Genomic DNA, 23,885 nt, shown 5'->3' with positions numbered 1-23,885 from the left:
TCCTTAACCTTGGTATTGCTGTTCATAACTTACTCTATCACAACACCCGTTCGCTCATTAAACTCTTCAATAAGTTTATCCAGCTCCGGTCCCATCTGATGCAGCTTGCCCCAGTATTCGTCATAGTCATACCATTGGGCATTCAGGTCGGCCACATCATACCCTTGCTGTTCAATCCAAGTGTAATATTTGAGGTTATGGATACGCTTTCTGGTGAAGTAAGTTAGTTCTTCCATATTGTCTGTTCTAACACCCAAGACATTTCTATTATGATCGATGGCAGCATGAAGGGCGCTGTATTTACCCCCTCTTTCCTCTTCCATCTCCCGCAGTCTGGATTGGTACATCTCGGCTGAGTCCGTAAGAACCGTCATGATAATGTCATTCTCGGTCAGCTCGTAGTATTTGGCGAATTTTATGGAAGTAAGGATATTGGCCGCGCCGGAAATCCCGACCCAGTTAAGCTTAGAGATAACTTCTTCAGCAACTCCCTGTTCTCTGAGATAGTCTTGTCCGGCAGGCTCATTTAAGAGACGGAAAAGGCCTAAACTGTCATTGTCATCAATGGCGACCACCATATCCGTATTCTTCACATTATGGATCCAGGGAACATGTTTATCCCCGATCCCTTCGATTCGATGCTCACCAAAACCATTATTAAGCAAGGTCGGACACTGCAGGGCTTCGCCAACGGCGATTTTGGCATGGGGATACAGATCTTTCAGGTTGTCACCGCTGCCAAGGGTTCCTGCAGAACCTGAAGTTAAACAAACCCCTGCCAATTTCCCCTTCGCTCCCATTTCCGCTTTGAGAATCTCGTGCATGGCATTCCCGGTCACTTCATAATGCCACAAATGGTTGCCCAGTTCTCCGAATTGATTAAAGATCATGACGTTATCCCGGGTATTCCGCAGCTCCCAGGTCTTATCATAAATTTCCTTGACATTGCTTTCACTGCCTGGAGTGGCGATAACCTCTCCAGCCACGGTTTTGAGCCAGTCAAAACGTTCTTTGCTCATATTCTCCGGTAAGATTGCAATGGATTTGCAGCCTAACAAAGCGGAATTATAGGCTCCGCCGCGGCAGTAGTTGCCGGTCGAAGGCCAAACGGCTTCATGGTATTTCGGGTCAAATTGCCCGGTGACTAAACGGGGAACCAGACAGGCAAAGCTGGCACCGACCTTATGGGCTCCGGTCGGGAAAAACTTTCCGGCCATCGCAATAATTCTGGCCTTAACCCCTGAGATTTCAGGCGGAATTTCAATATAATTCGGCAGCTGGTTGTATAAGCCGCCTTCTTTCACCGGCTCATTTTTCCAAGAGATTCGGAACAGGTTGATGGGGTTAACGTCCCAGAGCCCTGTCTTTTTTAGCTTTTTCTTGACGGATTCCGGTATTTTATTAGGATCCTTCATCTGAGCCAGGGTTGGAATCACAATACCCTTTTCCTTTACGGTCTGAGCCGTTTTCTTCAGCTGCTCTTCATCAATCGTTAGATCAATCAAAGTTCTCATAAATACCCCCCAATTCTTAGTTTAGATCCATCCTTCCAATTTCACTAACAGTTCATCCAGGGATGGCTCGACTTTGATGGGCTCACCCACGGCTTTAATCGCGTTTTGCACATCCTTCAACCCATTCCCGGTGACAATCGTCACGACCTTTTCATCCGCTCCGATAACCCCTTTTTCAATTAAGACCTTCAGCCCGGCAGTCCCGGTCACCCCAGCCGGTTCCCCGAAAATTCCGCTCGTCCGGCCCAATTCCCGCATCGCCTCTAAGATGGCTTCATCAGAGACCGCGACCATGGTGCCGCCGGATTCGCGGACCGCGTTTAAAGCTTTATCCGGATTGCGCGGCACGCCGACGGCGATACTGTCAGCCAGGGTATTCTCTTCCTTAGGCCGCCAGGGACGGTTTTCCAAGAAAGCGTCAACGAGCGGGGAACATCCTGTGGACTGGACTCCGGCAATCTTGGGCAGGCGGTCAATCCATCCCACCTGATATAGATCCTTAAAACCTTTCCAGACTCCGGCGATCGTGCAACCATCCCCCACGGAAACCATTATCCAGTCAGGTACTTCCCAGTTAAGCTGCTCTGCGATCTCCAAGGCTACTGTCTTCTTCCCTTCCACTAGGTAAGGATTAATAGCCGCGTTGCGGTTGTACCAACCAAAGCGTTCAATCGCCTCCGCCGAAAGCCTGAAGGTATCCTCATATGACCCCTGAACGCTCACGACCGTGGCCCCGAAAATCAGGAGCTGGGCAACCTTCCCTTGAGGGGCCCGGCTCGGCACAAAGATGACGGATTTAAGACCCATGGCGGCGGCGCTCCCGGCCAAGGATGAAGCTGCATTCCCTGTAGACGAAGCGGCTACGGTCAAAGCCTTCTCCTCAACGGCTTTAGTCACCGCAATAATCGAGGCCCTGTCTTTCAAGGAGGCTGTGGGATTTTGCCCGTCATCTTTGACATAGAGGTTAGTCATGCCCAAGCTCTTCCCTAAGCCCGGAGGTTTATACAGCGGGCTCCAGCCCACTCTTAAATGAGGGCGGGCCGAATCGGGTCCAATGGGCAGAAAAGGAAGGTAGCGAAAAATCGAGTAGTCTTTGGACTGGGATAGTTGCTCCCGGGATGTCAGCCGCTTGATTGCTTGATAATCGTATATGACATCCAGGATGCCGCTTTTATTAGCGCAGGATGGACAGGTATACGTCCCAGGGACCGCCGGCACTTCTTTGCCGCAGTTAACACACCGGAGCCCTAATACATTTTTCATCAGATCACCTCAAATTCTGTTCCAAAGTGCCTGGGCCAATTCTCTGGAACGCTCCCCGATTCCTTCTTCATCAATATCAATCAGCTTTCGATTCAGCATGCGTACGCGCCCGTTAATCACGGTAGTTTCTACCGACCGCCCCGAAACTCCGAACAGAAGATGCCCGCTCCAATTGTCCGGCCCCAGGGGAGTTGGCGGCACATAATCCACCACGATCACATCCGCCCAAGCGCCTTCCGTCAATTCCCCAAACTTGCCGCCAAATAAATTCGAGGCGATCTCCGGGTTATTACCATAAAGCATTTGCGGGACTTCGGCCCAGGCCACACTGGGATTGGCTGCGGCATGTTTATGGAGGACATTCGCAACCTTGCCGCTTTCAAACATATCGCACGTATAGCCATCCGTTCCAAGTCCGACCTTAATCCCTTCCCTGAGCATTGTTAGCACCGGGGTGACTCCGACAGCGTTACCCATATTGGATTCAGGATTATGGACCACTTGGGTTTGGGAAGCTCTTAAAAGCTCAATCTCATGCTCATTAATATGGACACAGTGGACAGCAAGGGTTTTCGGTCCCAAAACCCCTAATTTCTCCAACCGCTCAACCACACGCATTCCGTATTTTGAGAGACTGTCCTCCAAGTCTTCTTTGCCTTCAGCCACATGGACGTGAAATCCGGCTCCCAAGCGCTCGGCTTCCTTGACACACTTGGCCAAAGTCTGATCGGATAAAGTTAGAGAGGCATGGAGCCCGAACATGGCGGCGACCATCGGGTCCGGCTTAGCCTGGCAAGCGGCGATAAAATCGGCATTCTCTTTAATGCCCTCTTGGGCAATCTCATCCCCGTCCCGGTCGGAAACCTCGTAACAGAAAGCCGCCCGCACTCCCATTTCTTCGGCTGCCTTGGCCAAGGTGGCTAAACTTCCCGTAACCGCCATGGGGCTGGCATGGTGATCAATAATCGTGGTTGTCCCGGTCTTAATGCACTCGATCAGTGGGGTCAGGCCGCTGTAATAAACGTCATCAAGAGTCAAGAGTTTATCCAGTTTCCACCAAAGCCCCTCTAAAATGTCCCCGAAATTTTGAGGTGGCTTGCTTTTCGCATCCATTCCCCGCGCAAAAGTGCTGTAAAGATGCATATGGGTGTTGATCATCCCCGGCATAATCAGTCTTCCGCGGGCATTGATGAACTCGGCATCCGGAAAGCGGGTTTTTAAGTCTGGCGTTGATCCAACTTCTTTAATCTTACGGTCTTCAATCAAAACCCCGCCATTTTCAATGACTCGATTACTTTGCCCGAGGGTTAAGACCGTACCGTTAGCAATCAAAAGCATGGAACCGTTCATCCTCTCCGTTTTAAGTTAACGCTGAATCCGTTTACTCCCGGATTCCGGCGTGAGCTTTCAGTTCATCTGAGTCTCCCGCCCCTTTGCTCCCATTAAAGAACGCATTAAGGATAACCGCTGCGATTGACCCTAAGGTGATCCCACTGTGCATAATGGTCTGGCTCCAGGGCGGGAAGTTCTGGAAGAATTTTGGAACCAAGACGGGGATCAGGCCAATTCCGATACTAATCGCTACAATAAAAAGATTGCTAGGATTATGCTCGAAGTCGACTTTCGTGAGAGTCTTAATTCCGCTGGCCGCTACGATACCGAACATGGCAATGCCGGCTCCGCCAAGAACTGCGTTAGGCAGGGAGGCGATAATTGTGGCCATCTTGGGGAATAAGCCTAAGACAACCAAAATCAAACCGGACATGGCGACTACATAACGGCTTTTTACCCCAGTTAAACCCACCAAGCCGACGTTCTGGGCAAAGGCTGTGTAAGGGAAAGCATTAAGGACCCCTCCAAGCGCGGTGGATAAGCCATCCGCTCTTAACCCGGCAGTAAGTTCATCTTTACCGATCTTTTTGCCGACAATCTCCCCAATCGCCAGAAAATCTCCGGTGGACTCGACCATGACCACAAACATAACTAAAATCATGGAGATGATCGCACCGAGATCAAAGATGGGAAAACCAAAGTGAAACGGTATCGTAATCCCTAGCCAAGGAGCTTTAGCCACTTCGGCAAAGCTTACAAGGTTAAATGGCACGGCTACAATCAGGCCGACTAGCAAACCAAGCAGCACAGCAATATGTGAGATAAACCCTCGAAACAGTTTATTAATCAGGAGAATGCTGATTAGGACCACCGCTGCCACGAAAATATAGGTCAAGGAAGCAAAATTTTTATTGCCGACTCCGCCTGCTGCCCAGTTTATCCCTACCGGCAACAGAGAGATTCCGATGATTGTAATAATTGTCCCGGTAACAATGGGCGGGAAGAAGCGGATTAAGCTGCTAAAGTAAGGCGCCACTAAGAACGTGAAAATACCGGCCACGATAACGGAGCCAAAGATCAGGGTCATGCCGCCGCTCTGGGCCATGATCACCATGGGGGTTACGGCAGCAAAAGTTACCCCTTGAATCACTGGGATCTTGATTCCGATTTTTCCAATCCCTAATGTTTGAATGAGGGTCGCAATCCCACAAGTGAATAAATCTGCGTTAATCAGAAAAGCTGTCTGGGCCGGAGTCAGCTTTGCTGCTCCGGCAATAATCAAGGGTACAGCCACCGCTCCTGCATACATGGCGAGGACGTGCTGCAAGCCGTACACAAAAAGTTTTCCAACAGGCAGCATTTCATCCACCGGCGCAACTCCGGTATTGTTGTTAATAGCCATTTTCATTCGCCTCCTTATTTCAAGTGCTCTCTCAAATATGCGCATCCATTTCAAACTCTATACAGGTATTCATGGTCTTTATAAACGGTCCCAATAAAAGCCGCGATCCGAGGATCGATCGGTACATCGGTCTTACCGGATTCATCGAACTTGACCTTGGTGATTTTGTCATCCAGCCGCAGCATAAATTCACCGTTCGCTCCGTTATCTAAGAAATAGAAACCGATATTCGGACTGTCCCTGAAATCTTTCTCGGTCCAGAACAGGGTTAACTTAACCTTGTACGGTTCGCTGGAATAGGGGCAGAAGGTGCCGCAGTTGCCGCAAACATTGCACATTCCATCCACGTGCAGGATCTGACTGATATTGGTCAGACCATGGCCGTTGACCGGGATCATCAGGTTGGCCCGGTTGGGACAAACCTCAGCACAGATATTGCACACTTTGTTGCACTCCAAGCAGCGGCCGGATTCAAGTTTGTGATCGGCAACCGGTTTCATCACTGCTTTCTTCTCCGCGATCTGTAACAATTGCTTTTCGTTATCAAAGGAAATATCAGACAGAAATTCTTGTTTGAATTCGAGCTGTTCTTTTGCGAGAATAGCCTTGGCCGCCATGGTTCCATGCCTTGCTGCCCCTACCACACTCCAAGGTCCGACCAGGGCATCCCCGCCTATGTAGACATTTTCCACACTGGTTTCCAGGGTTCCGTGTTCGACCAGGATTTCTCCCTTGTCATCAATTTGGATCCCGTTTTTCTTTAGGAGATCATAATCGATCAGTTCGCCAATGGCTGATAAAACGGTATCAATCTCTAATTCTTCAAATTCACCTTCCACGGCCACCGGTCGCCTGCGCCCTGAGGCATCCGGCTGGCCCAGTTCCATCTTCTGGCATTTTAATACCCCGTTCGTTAAGGAGACCGGGGCCAGGAGTTCTTTAAAGATCACTCCCTCGTCCTCGGCGGACATTAATTCTTCGTGATCTGCCGGCATGTAGTCTTTGGTGCGGCGATAGATGATATAGACATGTTCAACCCCTTTTACCCTGAGAGCGGCCCGGGCGGCATCCATGGCGGAATTGCCCCCGCCGACAACCGCCACATTCTTCCCGAGATTGAGGGCATCTTTATTCGCGTTAAACTCTTCCAGAAACGGAATTGCTCCCCGCACCCGGTATGAATCCCCCGTAATATCGAGAGTATTGGTCTTGCCGGCCCCGATAGCCAAATAAATATACTTAAAGCCTTTGGCCTTATAATCTGCAACAGAAAAATCAGGGTCAATCCCGAATTCGAATTGAACCCCCATTCTCTCGATTAGGTTAAGATCTTTAGCGATAGCTTCCCGTGAGATTCTGAAATCCGGGATGACATACTCCACCGTACCGCCGGCTTTCTCCCGTTTATCGAAGACCGTGACCTCCATGCCCCCTTTGGCCAGGAAATAGGCGGCCGCCAGTCCGGAAGGGCCGGCCCCGATGACCGCCGCTTTGGCCGCTGACACCCGTTTGGGTGTGGAGATCTTTTGCATGTAGGCTTCATACCCTTTTTCCGCAGCCACTAATTTCTGCCCCCGGATATGTACGGATTCGTCATAGTCCAAGCGGGTGCACTTGCTCATGCAGTTATGGGTACAAATCGTTCCCGTGATAAAGGGAAACGGGTTTTTCGAGACAATGACATCAAAGGCTTCCTCATAGCGCCCTTCCCCAACCAAACGAATGTATTCCGGAACATCCTGTTCAATCGGACAGCCCACGGTGCAAGGGGCAATAAAGCAGTCAAGAGCCGATAGCTTTAGCTCGGTTTTGCGGTTGATAAAATCTCTCTTTTCTTTGAGATGGTTGGGATCGCTAAAGGCACTCTCAGCCAGGGCTTTGAGCTTGTCCAGATCGATTTTACCGGACTCCGTCTTCACAATGAGAGGCTCTAAAATCTCAGCCATTTGTTTGAAGCGCATATAGGCTCCGGGTTTTAGAAGGGTTGTAGCCACGGTGATAGGCCGGATTCCCGTTTCAAAGATGCGGTCAATATTAAACGCATCCGCTCCCCCCGAATAAGAGATCTTGAGATCCCCGTCGAACTCAGAAGCTAATTTATAGGCCAGGTTAATGGTCAGAGGATAGAGCGAGCGCCCGGACATATACATCTCTTCGCCCGGCAGCTCTGAGCGCCCGATCTTCACGGGCAAGGTGTTAGACAACTTGACCCCGAAGTCTTTCTGCTGCTCCTTGGCAAACAGTGTAAGACGCTTTAGCATCGCGACTCCATCCTGATACTGGAGGTCATGGGTAAAAGATTCTTCCCTGAGCAGGATATAGTTGTAACCCATTTTATCGAAGGTCTTGCGCACATACTCATAGCCCAGCAGCGTCGGATTCATCTTGACAAAGCAATGGAGTTTCTTGTCCGCGAGTAAGTATTTGATAATCGCTTCGATTTCTTTGGGCGGACAGCCATGCATGGTAGACAAGGTAATGGAGGTGCAGATATGCGGGGAAATCTGTTCGATGTAAGCCCGGTCAACCTTCTTGAACCGGTCTAGGTTTTCGAGTAAAAATGCCCGGCATTCCTTAAAAACTGCAGTCCCTGAAGCGTCTTTCAGCCCCTCAATAAATCGGTCCACTTTCTCTGATTGAATCCCTTTTAAGTCGTAGCCCACACTCATGTTAAACATAAAGCCCCGGTCACTTTGGCCAAAGAACTCTTTCTGCAGCACATGAAGGGCAAACCAGGCTTTGACATACTCGTCAAAGGCACCCGTAATCGAAAGCTCGGTCGACCACTCCGTGTTATAGCATTCATCTTCAGCCAGAATGCAAGGCTTGGGAATATCTAACTCGTCCATGACTTGGACGGATTTTAGCTCAAAGAAGCGGCTCCCGCTTAAATAAGCAGCAATGATATTTTGCGCGAGCTGGGTGTGCGGGCCCGCAGCCGGTCCAATTGGCGTATCCATCCTTTCTCCAAAAAGCTGAATGGATTGATCATTCTGCTTGTGAAAAAATTTTACCTCGGACACCCCGAAAATCGTCTGCGTCCGCTGATATTCCTCAAACATCCATTGAACCAGTTGCTTAAATGGAATAGGGATCATCTTATCGTTCATCACAGCTATCATTCCTTCCGGATTTAGGTCATATCGAAGACTAAATAATTGCCCCTTTATAATGCGGGCTGTCCTCGCAAGTGCAGATATGCCCTTCTAAAGACTTTTCCGCAGCTTTTGCGATATTCTGATACCCCGTGCAGCGGCATAGATGCCCAGAAAGCTCCCGTTTGAGCTCTTCCCGGGTGTAGTCCTTGCCGCTCTCTTTTAAGGCGGTGGTCGTCAAAACTAAGCCGGGAGTACAGAAGCCGCACTGGATCGCTCCTTCTTCAACAAACGCTTGCTGCACTTGAGACAGTTCTCCGTTTATTCCGGCTACTCCCTCAATCGTTCGAATGTCCTTGCCATCGGCCCAAACGGCTAAAAAAATGCAAGTATCATGAGGAACTCCGTCAATGAGCACGCTGCAGGCGCCGCATTCCCCGACGCCACACCCTTGTTTGGCACCCGTTAACCCCAAATGGTTTCTTAAGACTTCCAGCAGGGATTCTCGGACATCCACTTCAAAATCATAAGCTTTACCATTCACCGTAAAGGCAATCCGCTTAAACAACCTCTGCACCTCCTGCATTGACTACCGCTGTTTTCAAAGCTCTTTGGGTCAGTTCTTCCACCAGATGTTCCCTATACTCTTTGGAAGCCCGCCATGAAGTTCGCGCCTTGGTCGATCTAACAGCCAGCTTTCCAATCTCTTTAAGCGTCTCCGCTGTAATCTTCTTGCCCCGGGCATACTCCTCGGCCTCAAGACACCTTAGCGGAGTCGGGCCGGCAACCCCCAGTCCGATTCTTACCTCAGCGAAGTTTCCGTTCTCCACTTTACACACGGCTGCCACCCCAAGGGTGGCAATATCCATCGCTTCCCGCATGGCAAACTTTATATATTGCCCGCCAAACCCTAGGTAATCTTCCGGGGCAATCAGAATTTCGGTCAGAATTTCTCCGGGATTGAGAGCGACTTTTCCGGGTCCCAGGTAGAATTCACGGATTGGTACCACCCGCTCACCTTTCTCATCCTGCAATTTCAACCGGGCATTCAGGGCAAACAGGGATGAAGCACTGTCTGCAGAAGTAGCCCCGTTGCAGACGTTACCGCCGATGGTGGCGATATTTCTGATTTGGGGCCCGCCCATGGAGACGGCTGCTTCTGTCAAAACCGGAATCAGCTTCTTAAGCATGGCATTATGAAAAATCACGGAAAAGGTTGCCATCGCACCGATTGCAACTGTGCCGTCATCTCTCACATGAATATTTTCCAGCGATTTAATCTTGCGCAGGCTCAGGAGCTCTGCCTCTTCCAGCTGCCCTCCGTGCATTTTAATAAGCACGTCTGTCCCGCCCGCAATCAGTTTGAGATTGGGCTTCTCCGCCAGCAGCCTAGCTGCTTCCTCTACGCTTTCCGCCTCGTAATATGCTTTAATATCGTACATCCTATCACCGCCTTCCTAGATTGAACGAGACTTCATTCAGAGGGGGATTCAACCCCCAATGAATGTTAGTCGAGTCCATACTGGACTTAACCGCCCTTTGGCACCCGCCGCCTATAGAGGCGGTTGACTTAGGGCGGGTTAGTTCAGTGTTAACCCTGCTTCTTTAAATTTCTCAAATACACGCTGCGGATTCATAGGTATCCGGTTAAACGCCACACCGGTCGCATCCAGGACGGCATTGCGAATGGCCGGAGCGGGAGAAATAATTGGAGGTTCTCCCAGCGCCTTGACCCCGAACGGCCCTGTGGGATCCTCTTTTTCCACGAAGGCTGCGCCAATTTCCGGGATATCCATGATTGTCGGCAGTTTATAATCCAAGAGATTATTATTAAGCGGCTGACCGGTCTTCTCATCAAAGAGCAGCTGTTCGGAAATGGCATAGCCAATAGCCATACCCACCCCGCCATGGACTTGTCCCTCCGCCAATTGCGGGTTGACAATCTTACCAGAATCGTGAACGTTAAAAATCTCCAAGATTTTTATCTTCCCGGTCTTGATGTCTACTTCCACCTCAGCAAAAGTGACTCCGTAAGGTATGGCATTGATCCGGGCATTATTCGTCACATCGCTTGTAATCGGCTGGGCATGGACGCGGTCATAATAGGACTGCATCGCAGCCACTTCTAACTCCATGACTCTTTCCCCGGATTCTTTCATGACAATGTGTTGTTGCTTGAGATCTAAAAGATGGGCCGGGATATCCGTCATGGAATGGGCTACAGCAAGGACTTTACGCTTAACTTCCAGAGCGGCCTTCTCCACCGCCATCCCCGAAACATAGGTTTGTCTCGAGGCATATGACCCGGTGTCAAAGGGGGAAATATCCGTGTCCTGGGTTGAGATGACATGCACCATATGCATCGGAATCCCTAGAACTTCAGCCACCATTTGCGCGAAGACCGTGTCACTCCCTTGGCCAATTTCAGTCGCACCTAGCTGCAGCTGAACGGAGCCGTCCTGGTTCATGACAATGCGCGCCCCCCCAAGTTCCAGGGCTACCGGATACGTTCCCGAAGCATAGCTGAAGCAAGCCATGCCCAACCCACGGCGTTTGACTCCCTTTTGCTCCTTGTATAAGGCCTTTTTAGCGTCCCACTTGATTAATTCTTTCCCTTTATCGATACATTCTCGAATCCCGCAGCTTCGAATCACCGTTTGATTTAAGGGGTCAACATGCCCGGTTTCGACTAAATTTATCTTCCGAAGCTCGATGGGATCCAGCTTGAGTTTTCGGGAAATATCTTCGATATGGGATTCAAAGGCAAAAAAGATTTGAGGGGTTCCATACCCCCGCATGGCCCCGGCAACCGGCAAATTGGTAAAGACCGTTAGCGGCTCATATTTCAACGCTTTCGTCTGATAGAGGTAACGAAATTTCCCTCCGCCGCTGCTGGCGATCGAATGGCCGTGTGACGCATAGGCCCCGGTATTGGAAACAGCCTCGATCTGAATTCCGTTAATTTTGCCGTCACTATTGACTCCGGTCTTAATCTTAAACTTGAAAGCATGGCGGGTTCGAGTATCAATCATGGCTTCTTCCCGGGAAAGCTCAAGTTTCACCGGCCGGCCGCCCACTGCCAAACTCATGACTGCATTCAAAGGTTCAACCGTCACATCCTGCTTATTGCCAAACCCTCCTCCGACATAAGGCTTAATTACTCGCACCCGGCCCCAAGAAATACCGAGGGCTTGGGCCACTATCCGGCGCACAATGTGCGGAATCTGGGTAGAGGTCATGATCACGATCCTCCGGTCTGAATCGACATAGGCCAGAGAAATTTGATTTTCCAGGTGGCAATGCTGGACGATGCTTGTTTCATACTCCCCTTCGATCAGATGATCCGATTCTTTCAGGGCTTGTTCGATATCCCCAATCACATATCCAGCCGAAGACAAAATATTTCGTTCACAGTCGTCATGGATCAAAGGGGCCCCTTCTTTCAGGGCAGCCTCCGTGGTCGTTAACGCTTCCAACTCTTCATATTCAACCTCAATCAGCTTTAAAGCCTTGGACGCGGTAAGGGCATCCGTCGCCACCACGGCCGCAATATTGTCTCCGATGAACCGTGCCCTCTGAGTCAGTATGTAACGGTCTTCTTTATCCCGATGACTGGGATCCAAGGAAAACGGATGCCCGGCCGTTGCATATTTAAGCTCTGCCACACCCACTTCATCCGTGGCAATGGCCTCGATCACTCCGGGGATAGCCGTCGCGTAGCGAATTTTAGGGATATCCTGATGCGTTATCACAGCTTCCACTCCAGGCAAGGCTTTGGCTTTGCTGACGTCGATCGATTTAACCAGCGCATGCGCATAGGGGCTATGCAGGATTTTCCCAACCAGCATGCCCCTTTCAGAGAAATCGTCCGTATATTTGGCCTTGCCAGTCACCTTGGCTACCGCATCTGCTCTGCTGACGCTTTTCCCTACAACCGTATAAGCCAATTTCGTTTCCTCCTGTCCCCAGAATTATTGGACCTTTAAGTTACACCATAAATACTATTATTTCTCGTTTAGTGCCTGAATATGACAATTTCATCTTTTTCCTTTCCGGAACGATTCTAACTTTGTTAATTCCTGATACATAGGTTTTTCTAACCAGTATAGCATTTAGCCGAGATGTTAATCATTAGATCCCATCAATGTTGACATACTAAGACCAATGTTAACTCAGCATTGGAGGTTTACGTCTGTGACTATACGCAAACAAGCTAACCACTTAATACACGAAAAAAGCCCCTATCTCTTGCAGCATGCCTATAACCCGGTGAACTGGCACCCTTGGGGAGCAGAAGCCTTTGCTAAAGCTCAAGCCGACAACAAACCCATCTTTTTGAGTATCGGCTACTCCACTTGCCACTGGTGTCACGTGATGGAGAGGGAATCCTTTGAAGACCAAGAGGTTGCCGCTTTGCTCAACCGCTATTTCGTGGCCATTAAAGTAGACCGGGAAGAGCGCCCGGACATCGACCACATCTATATGGAATTCTGCCAGGCTTTGACCGGCTCGGGAGGCTGGCCTTTAACCATTCTCATGACACCCGAAAAACGCCCTTTTTTTGCGGGAACATATTTCCCGAAGACCCGGCGCTATGGTCGCCAGGGGCTGGTTGAAATACTGGAACAGGTGGGGGCTCTTTGGGCTGAGGATGACCGCAAGCTAAGGGAGGCTGCCGACGAAATATTTGATGCGGTTCATGCACACACTCGGACTAAGGACGGAACCACGACCGGAACCTCCGTATTTGGGCAAGATTCATCCGGGTTTAAAGCCGAGGGAACCAAGCTTTTGAACGATGCCTTCAGCCGCTTGGCTCATAGCTTTGATTCCCGCTATGGCGGATTCGGGCAAGCTCCGAAATTCCCTTCTCCGCATATCATCGGGTTTCTCCTGCGCTACGCTCTCAGTGAGCCGGACAGCACGGCCCTGACCATGGCTCGCAAAACCCTGGACGGGATGGCCCGGGGTGGGATGTATGACCACATCGGGTTCGGCTTCGCCCGCTACAGCACCGATCAGAAATGGCTGGTTCCGCATTTTGAGAAAATGCTCTATGACAATGCCCTTTTGGCCTATGTTTACCTTGAAGGATACCAGCTCACCCATGAGGAACCGTACCGCCGGGTGGCTGAAGAGATTTTTACTTATGTCGAACGGGATATGACCGCACCCGAAGGCGGGTTTTATTCGGCTGAAGATGCGGATTCCGAAGGGGTGGAAGGCAAATTCTACGTTTGGAGCCCGGAAGAAGTCCTTGAAATCCTTGGCTTAGATCAAGGCAAACTCTATTGCACGGTCTATGACATTACAGCCGGGGGCAACTTTGAAGGAAAAAATATCCCCAATCTCATTAAAACTGACCTCATCAGCCTGGCCCGGGATTACGGCATCGATCTCAATGAGCTTCAAGCCCGGCTGGCTCAGGCCCGTCAAACTTTATTCGAAGCCCGGGAAAAAAGAATTCACCCGCATAAGGACGATAAAATCCTTACCTCCTGGAACGGCCTCATGATTGCAGCCTTAGCCAAAGGCGCTCAAATCCTGCAGGATAACCGCCTGCTTCGCCTGGCCAAGCAAGCTGCAGTCTTCATCCTGAAAAACCTGCGCCGTGAGGATGGACGCCTGCTGGCACGCTATCGTGACGGGGAAGCGGCATATTCCGCTTATCTGGATGATTATGCCTTTTTCATCTGGGGGCTGCTTGAACTGTACAGTGCCACCGGCGAAAGTGATTACTTAAAAATTGCCTTGGATTTGCAGCAAGACCAGGACCGGCTGTTTCGGGATGAGGAACAGGGAAGCTATTATTTAACCGGCGCAGATTCCGAGGAACTCCTGCTCCGCCCTCATGAAGCCTATGACGGCGCGACGCCTTCCGGTAATTCAGTCAGCGCGCTAAACCTCCTCAAGTTTGCTCGTCTAACCGGAGCCCCAGAATGGAACGAAATAGCCGATAAGGTACTATCTGCTTTAATGGTTTCAGCAGCTGATTACCCTACCGGCTATACCGCAACCTTACAGGCTTTACAGTTTTCTCTTTACCCGGGCCAGGAAATTGTGCTCGCCTCCCGTGCCCAAGCGCAGGAACTTTCTTCCTTTCGCCAAACTTTCTTCTCGGATTTGCGCCCCTACAGTACCATTCTCTATCAGAACGGCACTTTAAAAGAAATCCCCTGGCTTCGGGACTACCCGATTCCAGAGGATGGAGTCACTGCTTATGTATGTGAAAATTTCGCCTGCCGGCAGCCGGTGAGCACTGTGGCGGAGTTCGAGACCATGATCTCACAATAGGACTGCCCATTCTGATCCGCCAGTCCAATTGATATGTCTGTGGTACGGCCTGGCGGCGATAGTGTCCACCGGACACTATCGTTCCTGAATTCTGACTCCAGACGACTGTATCGTCATCACTGGTTCTCTACTTTAACAATCATCAGGGACGGGTGCTCTACCAGGTTAAGATCGATCGGGGCCAGTAGAGGGCTTTCTTCCTCGTACAAAGCCCGAACAACCGGGCGGCTTGGAAAGGAGGAGTTCTGCCTGATCACATTTCCCCGAAGGCCATTGGATAAACGTACTCCGGAACCCGTTGGATAAACCGCAATGTTTTTGGAGAAACTGTCCACAATTTTCGGTTCAAAATGAGTGCCGGAATTGGCAACCATATACTCAAACGCCTGATAAGGCTGCCACGCTGAACGGTAAACCCTGCGGCTGGTTAAGGCCTCGTACACATCTGCTACCGCCGCAATCCTTCCATATTCATGGATTTCCGTGCCCTTTAATCCGCGCGGGTAACCGCTCCCATCCCATTTCTCCTGATGCTGGAACGCAATATGGGAAGAAAGCAGGCTAAAATCCCGGTTTTGGCGTAGAATCTCATACCCATAGGTTGTATGTTTCTTAATCTCATCAAATTCAGCCTCAGTTAATGGAGTTGTCTTATTGAGAATCTCATCTGGAACCTTTAGTTTCCCGACATCATGCATGAGCACTCCCATACCCAGCTCGAGCAGCTTTGATTCCGGATACCCTAAGGCCAAGGCCAGGATGAGCGCGATCACAGTGGTATTGATGGAGTGTTGAAAGGTGTATTCATCATAGACTTGAATCTCGGTTAAATTCCCTACAATGTCCCGGCTTTGAAGTAAATCGGCAATCATTTCCTCGACGGCCGTCCGGACTTGTTCGACCGGAAGAACATCCCCCTGGCCTCTCTTGATATATCCGGTTATTTGTTTCAGAGTCATATGGGCCAATTCCCGGGTTTGCGTACTGATGGCGGGCTGGATTTCGACATCATCCAAGCGTTCATCCTCAATAAACACGACTTCACAGCCGTAGTTTCGCAGGCGGCTTATATAGGAAGCATTCAATTTCACTCCGGATTGCAGCAGTACCTGGCACATGGAGTTCATCACTGGCCGGGCAAGCACTGCTCCCTCCTCCAGGTAGTTCACATTTACTAAGCGCATATACATCTCCTTAATAAAAGCATTATCATTCGTAAATTGTCCGAATCGTAAATTGTCTAAAATAATTTTTCTCGGCTAATATTCGCCCAATAAGTCTCATTTACGGGCTTGTTCTTCGTGTTTATCTTATTTCTGCGTAAATTCAGAAATACCTTTTTGTGATCGAAAATTTTCCCTTTAGTCCTAGGAAGTCAGAAATACAACTAAAAACGCAGAGCATATAAAATTGCCCTGCGTCCTTAGCTAAATCCTGCTTATCTGCTTTTCTCAAAGTTTTCCCACTCCAAAACGGCCAGCAGTGCGGCAGCGCCGATCGCTCGTGCCTTCTCGGAAATGGAATAACAATAACTTTCCTGACCCCGGGGATCGATGTCCCCGGTCTTCACTTTTTCCTTAACATAAGTACCTGAGCGCAAAAGCCCGCGCAGCATACCGCTAATTCCGGCCTTCACTTCCGCCAATTCGCCATTCTCACCCCGGATCACACCGAGCACATCCCCGGCCCCTACAGCTGTACCGATTTTTTGAGAAGGGGTAAAGACTCCGGCTATGGGAGAATAGACCACCCGTTCGGCGGCGACTCCCCCGATCTCTCCGGGAATACCTGTGTTCGGCTCAGCTATGCCTTCATAGATGAGGCGGGCCAGATCATGGCCCCGGTTGGTCTCGATGACTACATCAACGTCATCGCCGGCACAAAACCCCGGGCCCAAACCAATGGTGAGGGCAGCCATCTCTCTGGCAGTGCCCAAATTGCGTTTGGCCATAATGGCATCGATCACTACCTCCGGTTTAAACTCAGAAAGAGAATGTAACTCGGGATCAACCAAGACCGGAACAACCCCAAGCTCCCATAAACCGGAACACTCGTCCGCCTCAGCGATTAAGCGCGCCTCTATTCCTTCCACTTCCCATTGTCCTTCGGTAACAGCCGTACCAAAGCAGACCGGCCAGCGCACCATTAACGGCTTGCTCACTTCCGTCATGATAACACGGCGCCCCGCCTTAGCCAAAGTCCACCCAACCCCTGTGGCAAGCTCTCCTGCCCCCCGAATTAGGATGAGGGGGCCCTGCAGGATTTTGGTTTTCTTAGCTTGGAAACCAGTCATTTACATCATTCCTTAAAAGCATTGATTGATTTATTTGCGCGTAAACCTATTATACTCCTCCGGTGTATCTAAATCAGTAAAAAAGCTAGAATCAAGTGGGTAAGATTCAATCCTTCCCTGAAAGTTTTTCAGGACAGTTTTTCCCCCTTGCTCCCCTTCCAAGGAAGATAAGGAGGGGATCAGCTTGCGCTGAAAAAATACCGGCGAACCTGACACCGGTCCCGCGAACGGAATCAGGGCATCAGGTTCTGTGTCAGCAAAGTGATTCATCAGCTGGTGTAACCCAGCCCGGTTGACCCCGACTTGATCTCCCGGCAAAAAACCAATTCCTAGAATGTTGTGGCTTATATCTTCCAGTCCGGTTCTGATCGTTTGTGCCAACGGCACCGGTGCCGGGAGCAAGCGCCAATGCGCTCTCAACCGCTGAAACAGCGATTCGGCCGCAGGCGTAAGGTATGTGCTAAGAGGCTTGCGCGCCACGACCACCAGTTCGCTTTCATGCCCGAACTCCGCTAAAGCCTGAAGCGCTTCCTGAATGACATATCCTAAAACCGTCGTCTCCTGCCATGCCAAGGCCAGTTTATCTGTACCCATTCGGATCGCCTGTCCGGCTGCCATCACCACCAGTCTGATCACCCAAACTGCCTCCTCTGTAATTCCCTATGACCCTTCCATCATCGATCTGATTTCTTCCACGGCAACTTTAGCCGCAGCAGCGACCTTGAGCATTTTCTCCTCCGGAAAAGCTGTGCTAAAGCCTACCACCCATATAGCTGCGATCAACCAACCACGGGCATCGAGCAGTGGAACACTCACTGCATGCACACCGTGAATATATTCCTCAAAGTCTGTGGCAAAGCCGGCTTCACGCACGCGTTTTAATTCCGCTACATACTCTTCTTCATCCGTAATTGATTTGTCCGTGAATTTGGGTAGGGTTCGTTCCTGCAGAATCTGACGCTGTTGAGGCTCATCAAGGCTTGCCAGAAAAGTCTTGGCCACAGCCGCCGCGAAGAAAGGAATCCGGGCTCCTACCGGAGCCGAAACTTTCAAGTCGGCCGGGCTCTCCGCCTTTTCAATAATTGTGATCCCGTATTCATCAATTCTTCCTAAGAATACAGTCTCTTTGAACTCCTCCGCCAGCTTTACCATGAAAGGCCGGGCCAGGCTGCGCAGACTAATCCCTGCTAAAGACTGATTTCCGAGTTGAATTAAAGCCGGACCCAACTTGAACTTTTTGTTGGTGCCATCCTGGCGCAAAGCCCCTAAATCAAGCAAAGCCTGAGTAACCCCAAATACCGTGCTCTTGTTCATGTTCAGCAGGCGTGAGAGGTCGCTTATTCCCAAAGACCCCGGATTTTGGGCCACTTCCTGCAGCATAGCAAAAGCTTTATACACGATGGGTGCACTATAGCCGCCATTACTATTATTGCCCGTTTTGCCTTCTTTTGCGATCTTCTCACTCATTTTTGCCACCTGCTTTCACGTTCAAACTTCTTTAAGACTCTTAAGATTAACACATTTATTAGAAAAAGATCCTATTACGTCGTCTGCTGTTTTCTCTTCTCTTTTAATGCCCGCCAAACCTTTTCATAAGACATTGGCAGGGAGCTTATCCTCACTCCTATGGCATCAAAGATGGCGTTGGAGATTGAACCCATGGTCGGAGTCGTAGCCCCTTCCCCAACTTCCTTAACCCCCCAAGGGGCATTAGGCTCATAACTGTCCACCAGCTCCGAATGAAACTTCGGCATATCCAAGGCCGTGGGGAGCCGGTATTCCGCTAAGTTAGAATTCAGGATTCTGCCCTGATCGTCAAATTTAACTTCTTCCCACACGGCTTCCCCCATGCCCATATAAAAGGCGCCGTGGACCTGGGCGTGAAGCAGCGCCGGGTTTATCACCTTGCCACAGTCATGCACATCCCAGGCTTCTACTATTTTCACTTCCCCGGTCTCCTCATCGACTTCCACTTCCGTAACCTGAGCCGCAAAACTGTAAGCCGGAGATGTCCCAACGGCAGCACCTTTGAACTTGCCCCCGAGCTTAGGAGGAGTATAAGAACCTTTCCCGACCAGAGGCCCCTGGGTTACAAAAAATTCTTTGGCCACTTCCGCAAAACTCTTGGATATTTCCGGCTGGTCTTTAACGAATATCCGTTCATCCCGACAATCCAATTCTTCTACAGCATAACCCATTATTCCTGCCGCAGTGTTCAGAAGCTGAGCTTTAATTTCTTCCCCTGCCTCTTTGACCGCCCAACCGGACATTAAGGTCTGGCGGCTGGCATAAGCCCCGAAATCATGTGGTGCGGCTTCCGTATCCGCTGAGATGATCTGCATCTTGGCAAAGGAATAACCCATGGCTTCCGCCGCCATTTGGCAAAGAATGGTGTCACTTCCTTGCCCGATGTCCACGGCTCCCGTGTACAAGGTGGCTGAACTGCCGTCTTCGTTAACCTTAATCACCGCGGAGGCGTGGGGCAAATTGGTGCGGTATATCGGATACCCTGCACCCGAGACAAAGGCACCCAGGCCGATCCCGATCCCCCGGCCTTGGGGGCGGTGGCTGCGCTTTTGTTTCCAATTGGAGATATCACGCGCTTTTTCTATGGCCTCGGTCAGGGCACAGGACTCTACTTTAAAATCATTGGGTGTTACAGTGTTAGCCTTGCGCGCATTTCTTAGCCTTAATTCAATCGGGTCGATTCCCAAATCCTTGGCGATGTTATCGAGATGGCTTTCAAAAGCAAAGCGCGGCTGCGGGTGCCCGTGTCCGCGCTGGGCGCCGCAGGCCGGGAGATTGGTATAGACCCGGTACATGTCAAACTTATAGTTGTCGAAGTCGTAGAGAATGGTGAGCAAGGCTCCGGCATAGTATGCGCTGGCAACTCCTAAGCTGGTGTAGGCTCCGCCGTCCATGACAAAGTCAGCGTGTACTCCCAGAATCTTGCCGTTTTGATCGACCCCGGTGGAAAGCTTCATATATTGGCGGTGGCGCCCCCGGTTATGGGCAAACATTTCATGACGGTCATAAAACATTTTTACGGGGCGTCCGGTCAATTTCGCCAGCACGGCCCCGGCGAACTCCAATCCGGTCGGTTCAAGTTTCCCCCCAAATCCGCCCCCGATATGGGTCTTAAGCACCCGCACCTTGCCCATGGGCAGTCCAAACTGACGGGCGATATAATATTGGAAGTAGTGGGGAGACTGGGTGCTCGAATAAACGGTCAGCTTGTCATCTTCCCACACAGAGATGGCGGAATGCGGCTCGATCGGGCTCTGGTAGGCGCGCTGGCCCACAAAGTAATCCGTACGTACATGATACGCCTCAGCCAGCGCTTTGTCCACATCTCCGAAACTTTGGTGAATCTCGGTGTTTAAGTTGCGCGGGTAGTCCTCATGGAGTTGGGCTTGGCCTTCATCCATGGCCTTAAGCGGGTCAAGCACGGCAGGCAGGACTTCGTATTCTACCTTAATCAATTTAAGGGCTTTATACACGGTTTCTTCATCCACTGCGGCCACAGCCGCTACTTTGTCCCCGACAAACAGGACTTTATCGATACAGAAAATATTTTCATCCCAGCGCGCCGGACTAATCCCGTATTTGAGGCTGGGCACATCCTTGTGGGTAATCACGGCTTTCACTCCGGGGAGCTTCTCTGCTTCCGAAGTATCGATGCTTAAGATACGGGCATGGGCGTGCGGGCTGGTCAGAATCTTGCCATAAAGCATGCCTGGGAATTTAAGATCCCCGGTATACTTAGCCTGACCGGTGACTTTGGCGCGGCCGTCGATCCGGCCAACACTTTTCCCGATGACGGAGTACTCTTTATTTTCCCCCGAAGCTGTCCCTACTTGAGTTGCTGCTTGTTCCGGGGTTATGCGTTCATCCAGAGACACGTAATTCGCCCTCCCCTCTTTATTCCTGCTCTGAGGCCGCAAGAATTGCCTTGACGATATTGACATACCCGGTGCAGCGGCATAGATTACCGGAAATCGCTTCCCGCACTTCCTCTTCCGTCGGATGCGGATTGCGGGTAAGCAACGCTTTGCCGGATAAGATCATACCCGGAGTGCAGTAACCGCACTGAATCGCGGCATGATCTATAAAGGATTCCTGGAGTTTATCAAGCTTATCATTGGGGGCAACCCCTTCAATGGTGGTGATGGCGCGTCCTTCCGCTTCCACTGCCAAGACCATGCAGGAATTGACCGGCTTGCCGTCCATTAAAACGGTACAGGAACCACAGTCTCCTAATTCACATCCTTTTTTGGTTCCGGTTAATTCTAAGTCTTCACGCAGGACATTGACCAAAAGGGAATTTCCTTTTACCATCAAAGTATGGGTATCGCCGTTGACACTAAGATTGATCAGATAACGTTTCACCCCTTGGGCATCTGTTATCACTTGGGCCATTATACACACCCTCTCATTTCCATATGAATCAACACCGGTCTGACCTGTACGAATTGTTTTAGTGGGCAAAGATCAGTGACTTTTGATGAATAGCTTAATAAATTACACGTGCCCCTCGGTGATAGCCTTCTTCAAGGCCCGGCGGGTTAATACCCGGATCAAATCCCGGCGGTATTCTTCCGAGCCGCGGATGCTGTTACGGGGACGGCTTTCCTGGGCGGCCTGTACCCCGGCTTCTTCCAGCAGTTCATCCGTGATTTTCCGGTTCAGCAGGACCGCTTCCGCGGCCCGGGCCCGCATCGGTACCGGCGCGGCCGCACCTAAGGCAATCCTTAAGCCGCGGCAGATTTCTCCGTCCATGGTGACGCTCACCGCAGTGGATGCCACCGCCAAAGCCCCGGAGCGGCGCAAACCGAAGCGGATATAGGTGCTGCCGGTGAAGCCCTGCTCCGGAATGATAATTTCGGTTAAGATTTCATCCCCTTGAATCCGGGTCTGATGGACACCCAGGAAAAACTCTTCCAAGAGCATCGTTCTTTTCCCTGTTGGACCAACTAATTGAATCAACGCGCCTAAAGCCATCAAAATCGGTGGCAGGTCAGCCGAGGGCACCGCATTCACAATATTTCCCCCGACGGTTCCGATGTGACGGATTTGATTGTTGGCCATATGATGCGCGGCCTCTGAAATAGACCGGTACTTCTCTTGAATCACCGGGGAAGTGGCAAGATCATTTTGTGTTGCGCGGGCTCCGATAATTAATCCTCTACCTTGCTCATATCTAATTTCTTTAAGGGCATTTAGGTTATTCAGGGAAACAACCACCTCGGGTGCCAGCTCCCCGTGTTTCATCTTGTGTAAAAGATCCGTTCCCCCTGCCAATATTTTAGCCTTAGGCCCGTGCTCCGCTAATAGGCTGCAGGCTTCAGCCACACTATCCGGAGCATAGTAGTCGAAATCCGGTAAGTACACTGCACTTCCCCCCTTGTAGTTTACTATTATGAACACTCTTTCTCTATGGTCACATTATAGCACGCTAGAGCTATTTCGTCAGTAAATTCTGATAAAATATTAAATTCCAGGCAAAAATTTTTTAGAACGGTTGTTAGTTAGGGCTAACAGTTGCAAAGTTATATCACACACAACCAAAAGAGGATGTTATTAAGTTTCCCGAGTAACATCCCAATAACATTTAATTGAAATTTGCTCAGAAGTATAATTTCCTTAATTTACTAATACTCTGCGTATCATTTAACCATATATTACCACCTTGAATTTCACTAACACTGTCCGCTTGCGAACAGTAAACCTATTTGATTATCCCAATTTCTTTGAAATATTTCTCCGCTCCGGGATGCATTGAAACCTTATCCCATCCGGCAATTGCACTTTGATCAAGCATAAGTGAGTTAAATCCTTCATGAGCCGCCTTTAATTTATCAAGATTACTCCAAACCGTTTTAGTAAATTCGTAAACAAGATCTGCATCCAAATCTTTATGGGCGATTATTACAACAGGAGCAGCCATCGTGTGAACATCGTGATCTACTCCCTTATAAGTGTTAGCCGGAATTACACTTGGTACCAAGGTTAGGCCCATCGCTTCGTTAAATTTTGCAGCTAATTCCCCGTCTATAGCCAGTAAGTCAACCCCTTTAGACACTGCTGCCTCAGCTATCCCTGGCATTGGCGGATTAGATATTACGATTCCGGCGTCGATTTGTCCATCCTTTAATGCCTCCAATGATTCTCCTGTACTAAGGGCGGCAGCACTATAATCATTTGATGTCAGTCCATATGAAGCGAGTAAAGCTTCGGCTATTTTTCTGGTTACTTGTCCGGGGGCTCCAATATTAATCTTTTTCCCTTTGAGTTCCTGGATGGTTTTTATGTTCTTTTTGGCATCAACCACAACATGAACAGGCATTATCTGAAAGTTAAATAATCCCCTTATGTCTTGATACTTTTCATACCCTTTAATCATTTGGCTATTATTAACTTCTGCGACCGCTATCGTTTTGTTGGCTACCAAACCAACATTTTCTTCAAAGCCCGCTGTGACTTGCGGGGAAATATTGAGACCTTTATAATTTTTATTTACAACATCGCTTAACACCCCACCCATGACATAGGGTGATGAGCCTGATCCAGAAGTCCCTAAAGCCCATTGTACAGTTTTTACTCCGTTATCTGCGCTGGTCGAAGAGCCGCACCCGTAAATCATGAAGGTAAGGGCAAGCAAAATGACTATTGATAACCGTTTTAATTTCATT

The 23,885-nt window shown here is 50.0% G+C and carries 17 protein-coding genes; 1 reads left to right on the top strand and 16 read right to left on the bottom strand.

Translation table 11 applies throughout. The features are described 5' to 3' along the window. Positions 1 to 29: 29 nt before the first annotated feature. The 8 genes from J0X21_RS08340 to xdhA form a co-directional block, all read right to left on the bottom strand. Positions 30 to 1,514, bottom strand: coding sequence for a pyridoxal-phosphate dependent enzyme (locus tag J0X21_RS08340; protein WP_206811733.1), 1,485 nt, complete (start codon positions 1,512 to 1,514; stop codon positions 30 to 32). A gap of 21 nt (positions 1,515 to 1,535) precedes the next feature. After that, complete coding sequence (gene thrC / locus J0X21_RS08335) at positions 1,536 to 2,777, bottom strand: threonine synthase (RefSeq protein ID WP_206811732.1); 1,242 nt, start codon at positions 2,775 to 2,777, stop codon at positions 1,536 to 1,538. A 9-nt stretch (positions 2,778 to 2,786) separates the two neighbouring features. Continuing rightward, the gene (gene ssnA / locus J0X21_RS08330; RefSeq protein WP_206811731.1) at positions 2,787 to 4,115 is read right to left on the bottom strand and encodes a putative aminohydrolase SsnA; all 1,329 of its coding nucleotides are present in this window, start codon (positions 4,113 to 4,115) and stop codon (positions 2,787 to 2,789) included. A gap of 43 nt (positions 4,116 to 4,158) precedes the next feature. Next, entirely contained in the window at positions 4,159 to 5,511 is a 1,353-nt protein-coding gene (locus J0X21_RS08325) for a nucleobase:cation symporter-2 family protein (RefSeq protein WP_236006144.1), read from the bottom strand. Between the two features lie 50 nt (positions 5,512 to 5,561). Next, positions 5,562 to 8,621, bottom strand: a complete 3,060-nt coding sequence (gene ygfK, locus J0X21_RS08320) for a putative selenate reductase subunit YgfK (RefSeq protein WP_209011344.1) — start codon at positions 8,619 to 8,621, stop codon at positions 5,562 to 5,564. Between the two features lie 40 nt (positions 8,622 to 8,661). Further along, positions 8,662 to 9,174 carry a xanthine dehydrogenase subunit XdhC gene (xdhC, locus tag J0X21_RS08315; protein WP_236006143.1) on the bottom strand — a complete coding sequence of 171 codons (513 nt, stop codon included), beginning with the start codon at positions 9,172 to 9,174 and terminating at the stop codon, positions 8,662 to 8,664. Next, complete coding sequence (xdhB, locus tag J0X21_RS08310) at positions 9,167 to 10,048, bottom strand: xanthine dehydrogenase FAD-binding subunit XdhB (protein ID WP_206811728.1); 882 nt, start codon at positions 10,046 to 10,048, stop codon at positions 9,167 to 9,169. Before xdhB ends, xdhC begins: the two co-directional genes overlap by 8 nt. A gap of 138 nt (positions 10,049 to 10,186) precedes the next feature. Further along, a complete protein-coding gene (gene xdhA / locus J0X21_RS08305) occupies positions 10,187 to 12,553 on the bottom strand; it encodes a xanthine dehydrogenase molybdenum-binding subunit XdhA (protein ID WP_206811727.1) in 2,367 nt (788 codons plus the stop codon). Positions 12,554 to 12,770: 217 nt separating this feature from the next. On the opposite strand from xdhA, the gene J0X21_RS08300 reads away from it, so the two are divergent. Then, positions 12,771 to 14,900 (top strand): thioredoxin domain-containing protein, encoded by a 2,130-nt coding sequence (locus tag J0X21_RS08300; protein WP_206811726.1) that lies wholly within the window; start codon positions 12,771 to 12,773, stop codon positions 14,898 to 14,900. A 116-nt stretch (positions 14,901 to 15,016) separates the two neighbouring features. Here J0X21_RS08300 and J0X21_RS08295 read toward each other — a convergent pair whose 3' ends face one another. The 8 genes from J0X21_RS08295 to J0X21_RS08260 all read right to left on the bottom strand — a co-directional run bounded on the left by J0X21_RS08295 (position 15,017) and on the right by J0X21_RS08260 (position 23,884). Then, positions 15,017 to 16,084, bottom strand: coding sequence for an HD-GYP domain-containing protein (locus J0X21_RS08295; protein WP_206811725.1), 1,068 nt, complete (start codon positions 16,082 to 16,084; stop codon positions 15,017 to 15,019). 254 nt (positions 16,085 to 16,338) lie between these two features. Next, entirely contained in the window at positions 16,339 to 17,193 is an 855-nt protein-coding gene (gene yqeB / locus J0X21_RS08290; protein ID WP_206811724.1) for a selenium-dependent molybdenum cofactor biosynthesis protein YqeB, read from the bottom strand. Positions 17,194 to 17,223: 30 nt separating this feature from the next. Next, positions 17,224 to 17,829, bottom strand: coding sequence for a nucleotidyltransferase family protein (locus tag J0X21_RS08285; RefSeq protein ID WP_206811723.1), 606 nt, complete (start codon positions 17,827 to 17,829; stop codon positions 17,224 to 17,226). A 24-nt stretch (positions 17,830 to 17,853) separates the two neighbouring features. Beyond that, complete coding sequence (locus tag J0X21_RS08280; protein WP_206811722.1) at positions 17,854 to 18,660, bottom strand: IclR family transcriptional regulator; 807 nt, start codon at positions 18,658 to 18,660, stop codon at positions 17,854 to 17,856. Positions 18,661 to 18,734: 74 nt separating this feature from the next. After that, complete coding sequence (gene hcrA, locus J0X21_RS08275; RefSeq protein WP_328812556.1) at positions 18,735 to 21,095, bottom strand: 4-hydroxybenzoyl-CoA reductase subunit alpha; 2,361 nt, start codon at positions 21,093 to 21,095, stop codon at positions 18,735 to 18,737. Between the two features lie 19 nt (positions 21,096 to 21,114). Then, on the bottom strand, positions 21,115 to 21,612 hold the full coding sequence (locus J0X21_RS08270; RefSeq protein ID WP_209011343.1) for a (2Fe-2S)-binding protein: 498 nt from the start codon (positions 21,610 to 21,612) through the stop codon (positions 21,115 to 21,117). 102 nt (positions 21,613 to 21,714) lie between these two features. Then, on the bottom strand, positions 21,715 to 22,584 hold the full coding sequence (locus tag J0X21_RS16065; RefSeq protein WP_206811720.1) for an FAD binding domain-containing protein: 870 nt from the start codon (positions 22,582 to 22,584) through the stop codon (positions 21,715 to 21,717). Between the two features lie 337 nt (positions 22,585 to 22,921). Further along, the gene (locus J0X21_RS08260) at positions 22,922 to 23,884 is read right to left on the bottom strand and encodes a TAXI family TRAP transporter solute-binding subunit (RefSeq protein ID WP_206811719.1); all 963 of its coding nucleotides are present in this window, start codon (positions 23,882 to 23,884) and stop codon (positions 22,922 to 22,924) included. Position 23,885 lies beyond the last annotated feature (1 nt).

This window comes from Paradesulfitobacterium ferrireducens (assembly GCF_017310645.1).
Taxonomy (GTDB): Bacteria; Bacillota; Desulfitobacteriia; order Desulfitobacteriales; family Desulfitobacteriaceae; genus Paradesulfitobacterium; species Paradesulfitobacterium ferrireducens.
Note: the sequence above shows the minus strand (reverse complement) of the source record. Positions and strands in the feature narration are given on the sequence as shown.

Coding starts and splice junctions, on each gene's coding strand:
- J0X21_RS08340 (WP_206811733.1), bottom strand. CDS start 1,514: ATGAGAACTTTGATTGATCTAACGATTGATGAAGAGCAGCTGAAGAAA.
- thrC (WP_206811732.1), bottom strand. CDS start 2,777: ATGAAAAATGTATTAGGGCTCCGGTGTGTTAACTGCGGCAAAGAAGTG.
- ssnA (WP_206811731.1), bottom strand. CDS start 4,115: ATGCTTTTGATTGCTAACGGTACGGTCTTAACCCTCGGGCAAAGTAAT.
- J0X21_RS08325 (WP_236006144.1), bottom strand. CDS start 5,511: ATGGCTATTAACAACAATACCGGAGTTGCGCCGGTGGATGAAATGCTG.
- ygfK (WP_209011344.1), bottom strand. CDS start 8,621: ATGAACGATAAGATGATCCCTATTCCATTTAAGCAACTGGTTCAATGG.
- xdhB (WP_206811728.1), bottom strand. CDS start 10,048: ATGTACGATATTAAAGCATATTACGAGGCGGAAAGCGTAGAGGAAGCA.
- J0X21_RS08300 (WP_206811726.1), top strand. CDS start 12,771: ATGTTAACTCAGCATTGGAGGTTTACGTCTGTGACTATACGCAAACAA.
- J0X21_RS08295 (WP_206811725.1), bottom strand. CDS start 16,084: ATGCGCTTAGTAAATGTGAACTACCTGGAGGAGGGAGCAGTGCTTGCC.
- yqeB (WP_206811724.1), bottom strand. CDS start 17,193: ATGACTGGTTTCCAAGCTAAGAAAACCAAAATCCTGCAGGGCCCCCTC.
- J0X21_RS08280 (WP_206811722.1), bottom strand. CDS start 18,660: ATGAGTGAGAAGATCGCAAAAGAAGGCAAAACGGGCAATAATAGTAAT.
- J0X21_RS08270 (WP_209011343.1), bottom strand. CDS start 21,612: ATGGCCCAAGTGATAACAGATGCCCAAGGGGTGAAACGTTATCTGATC.
- J0X21_RS08260 (WP_206811719.1), bottom strand. CDS start 23,884: ATGAAATTAAAACGGTTATCAATAGTCATTTTGCTTGCCCTTACCTTC.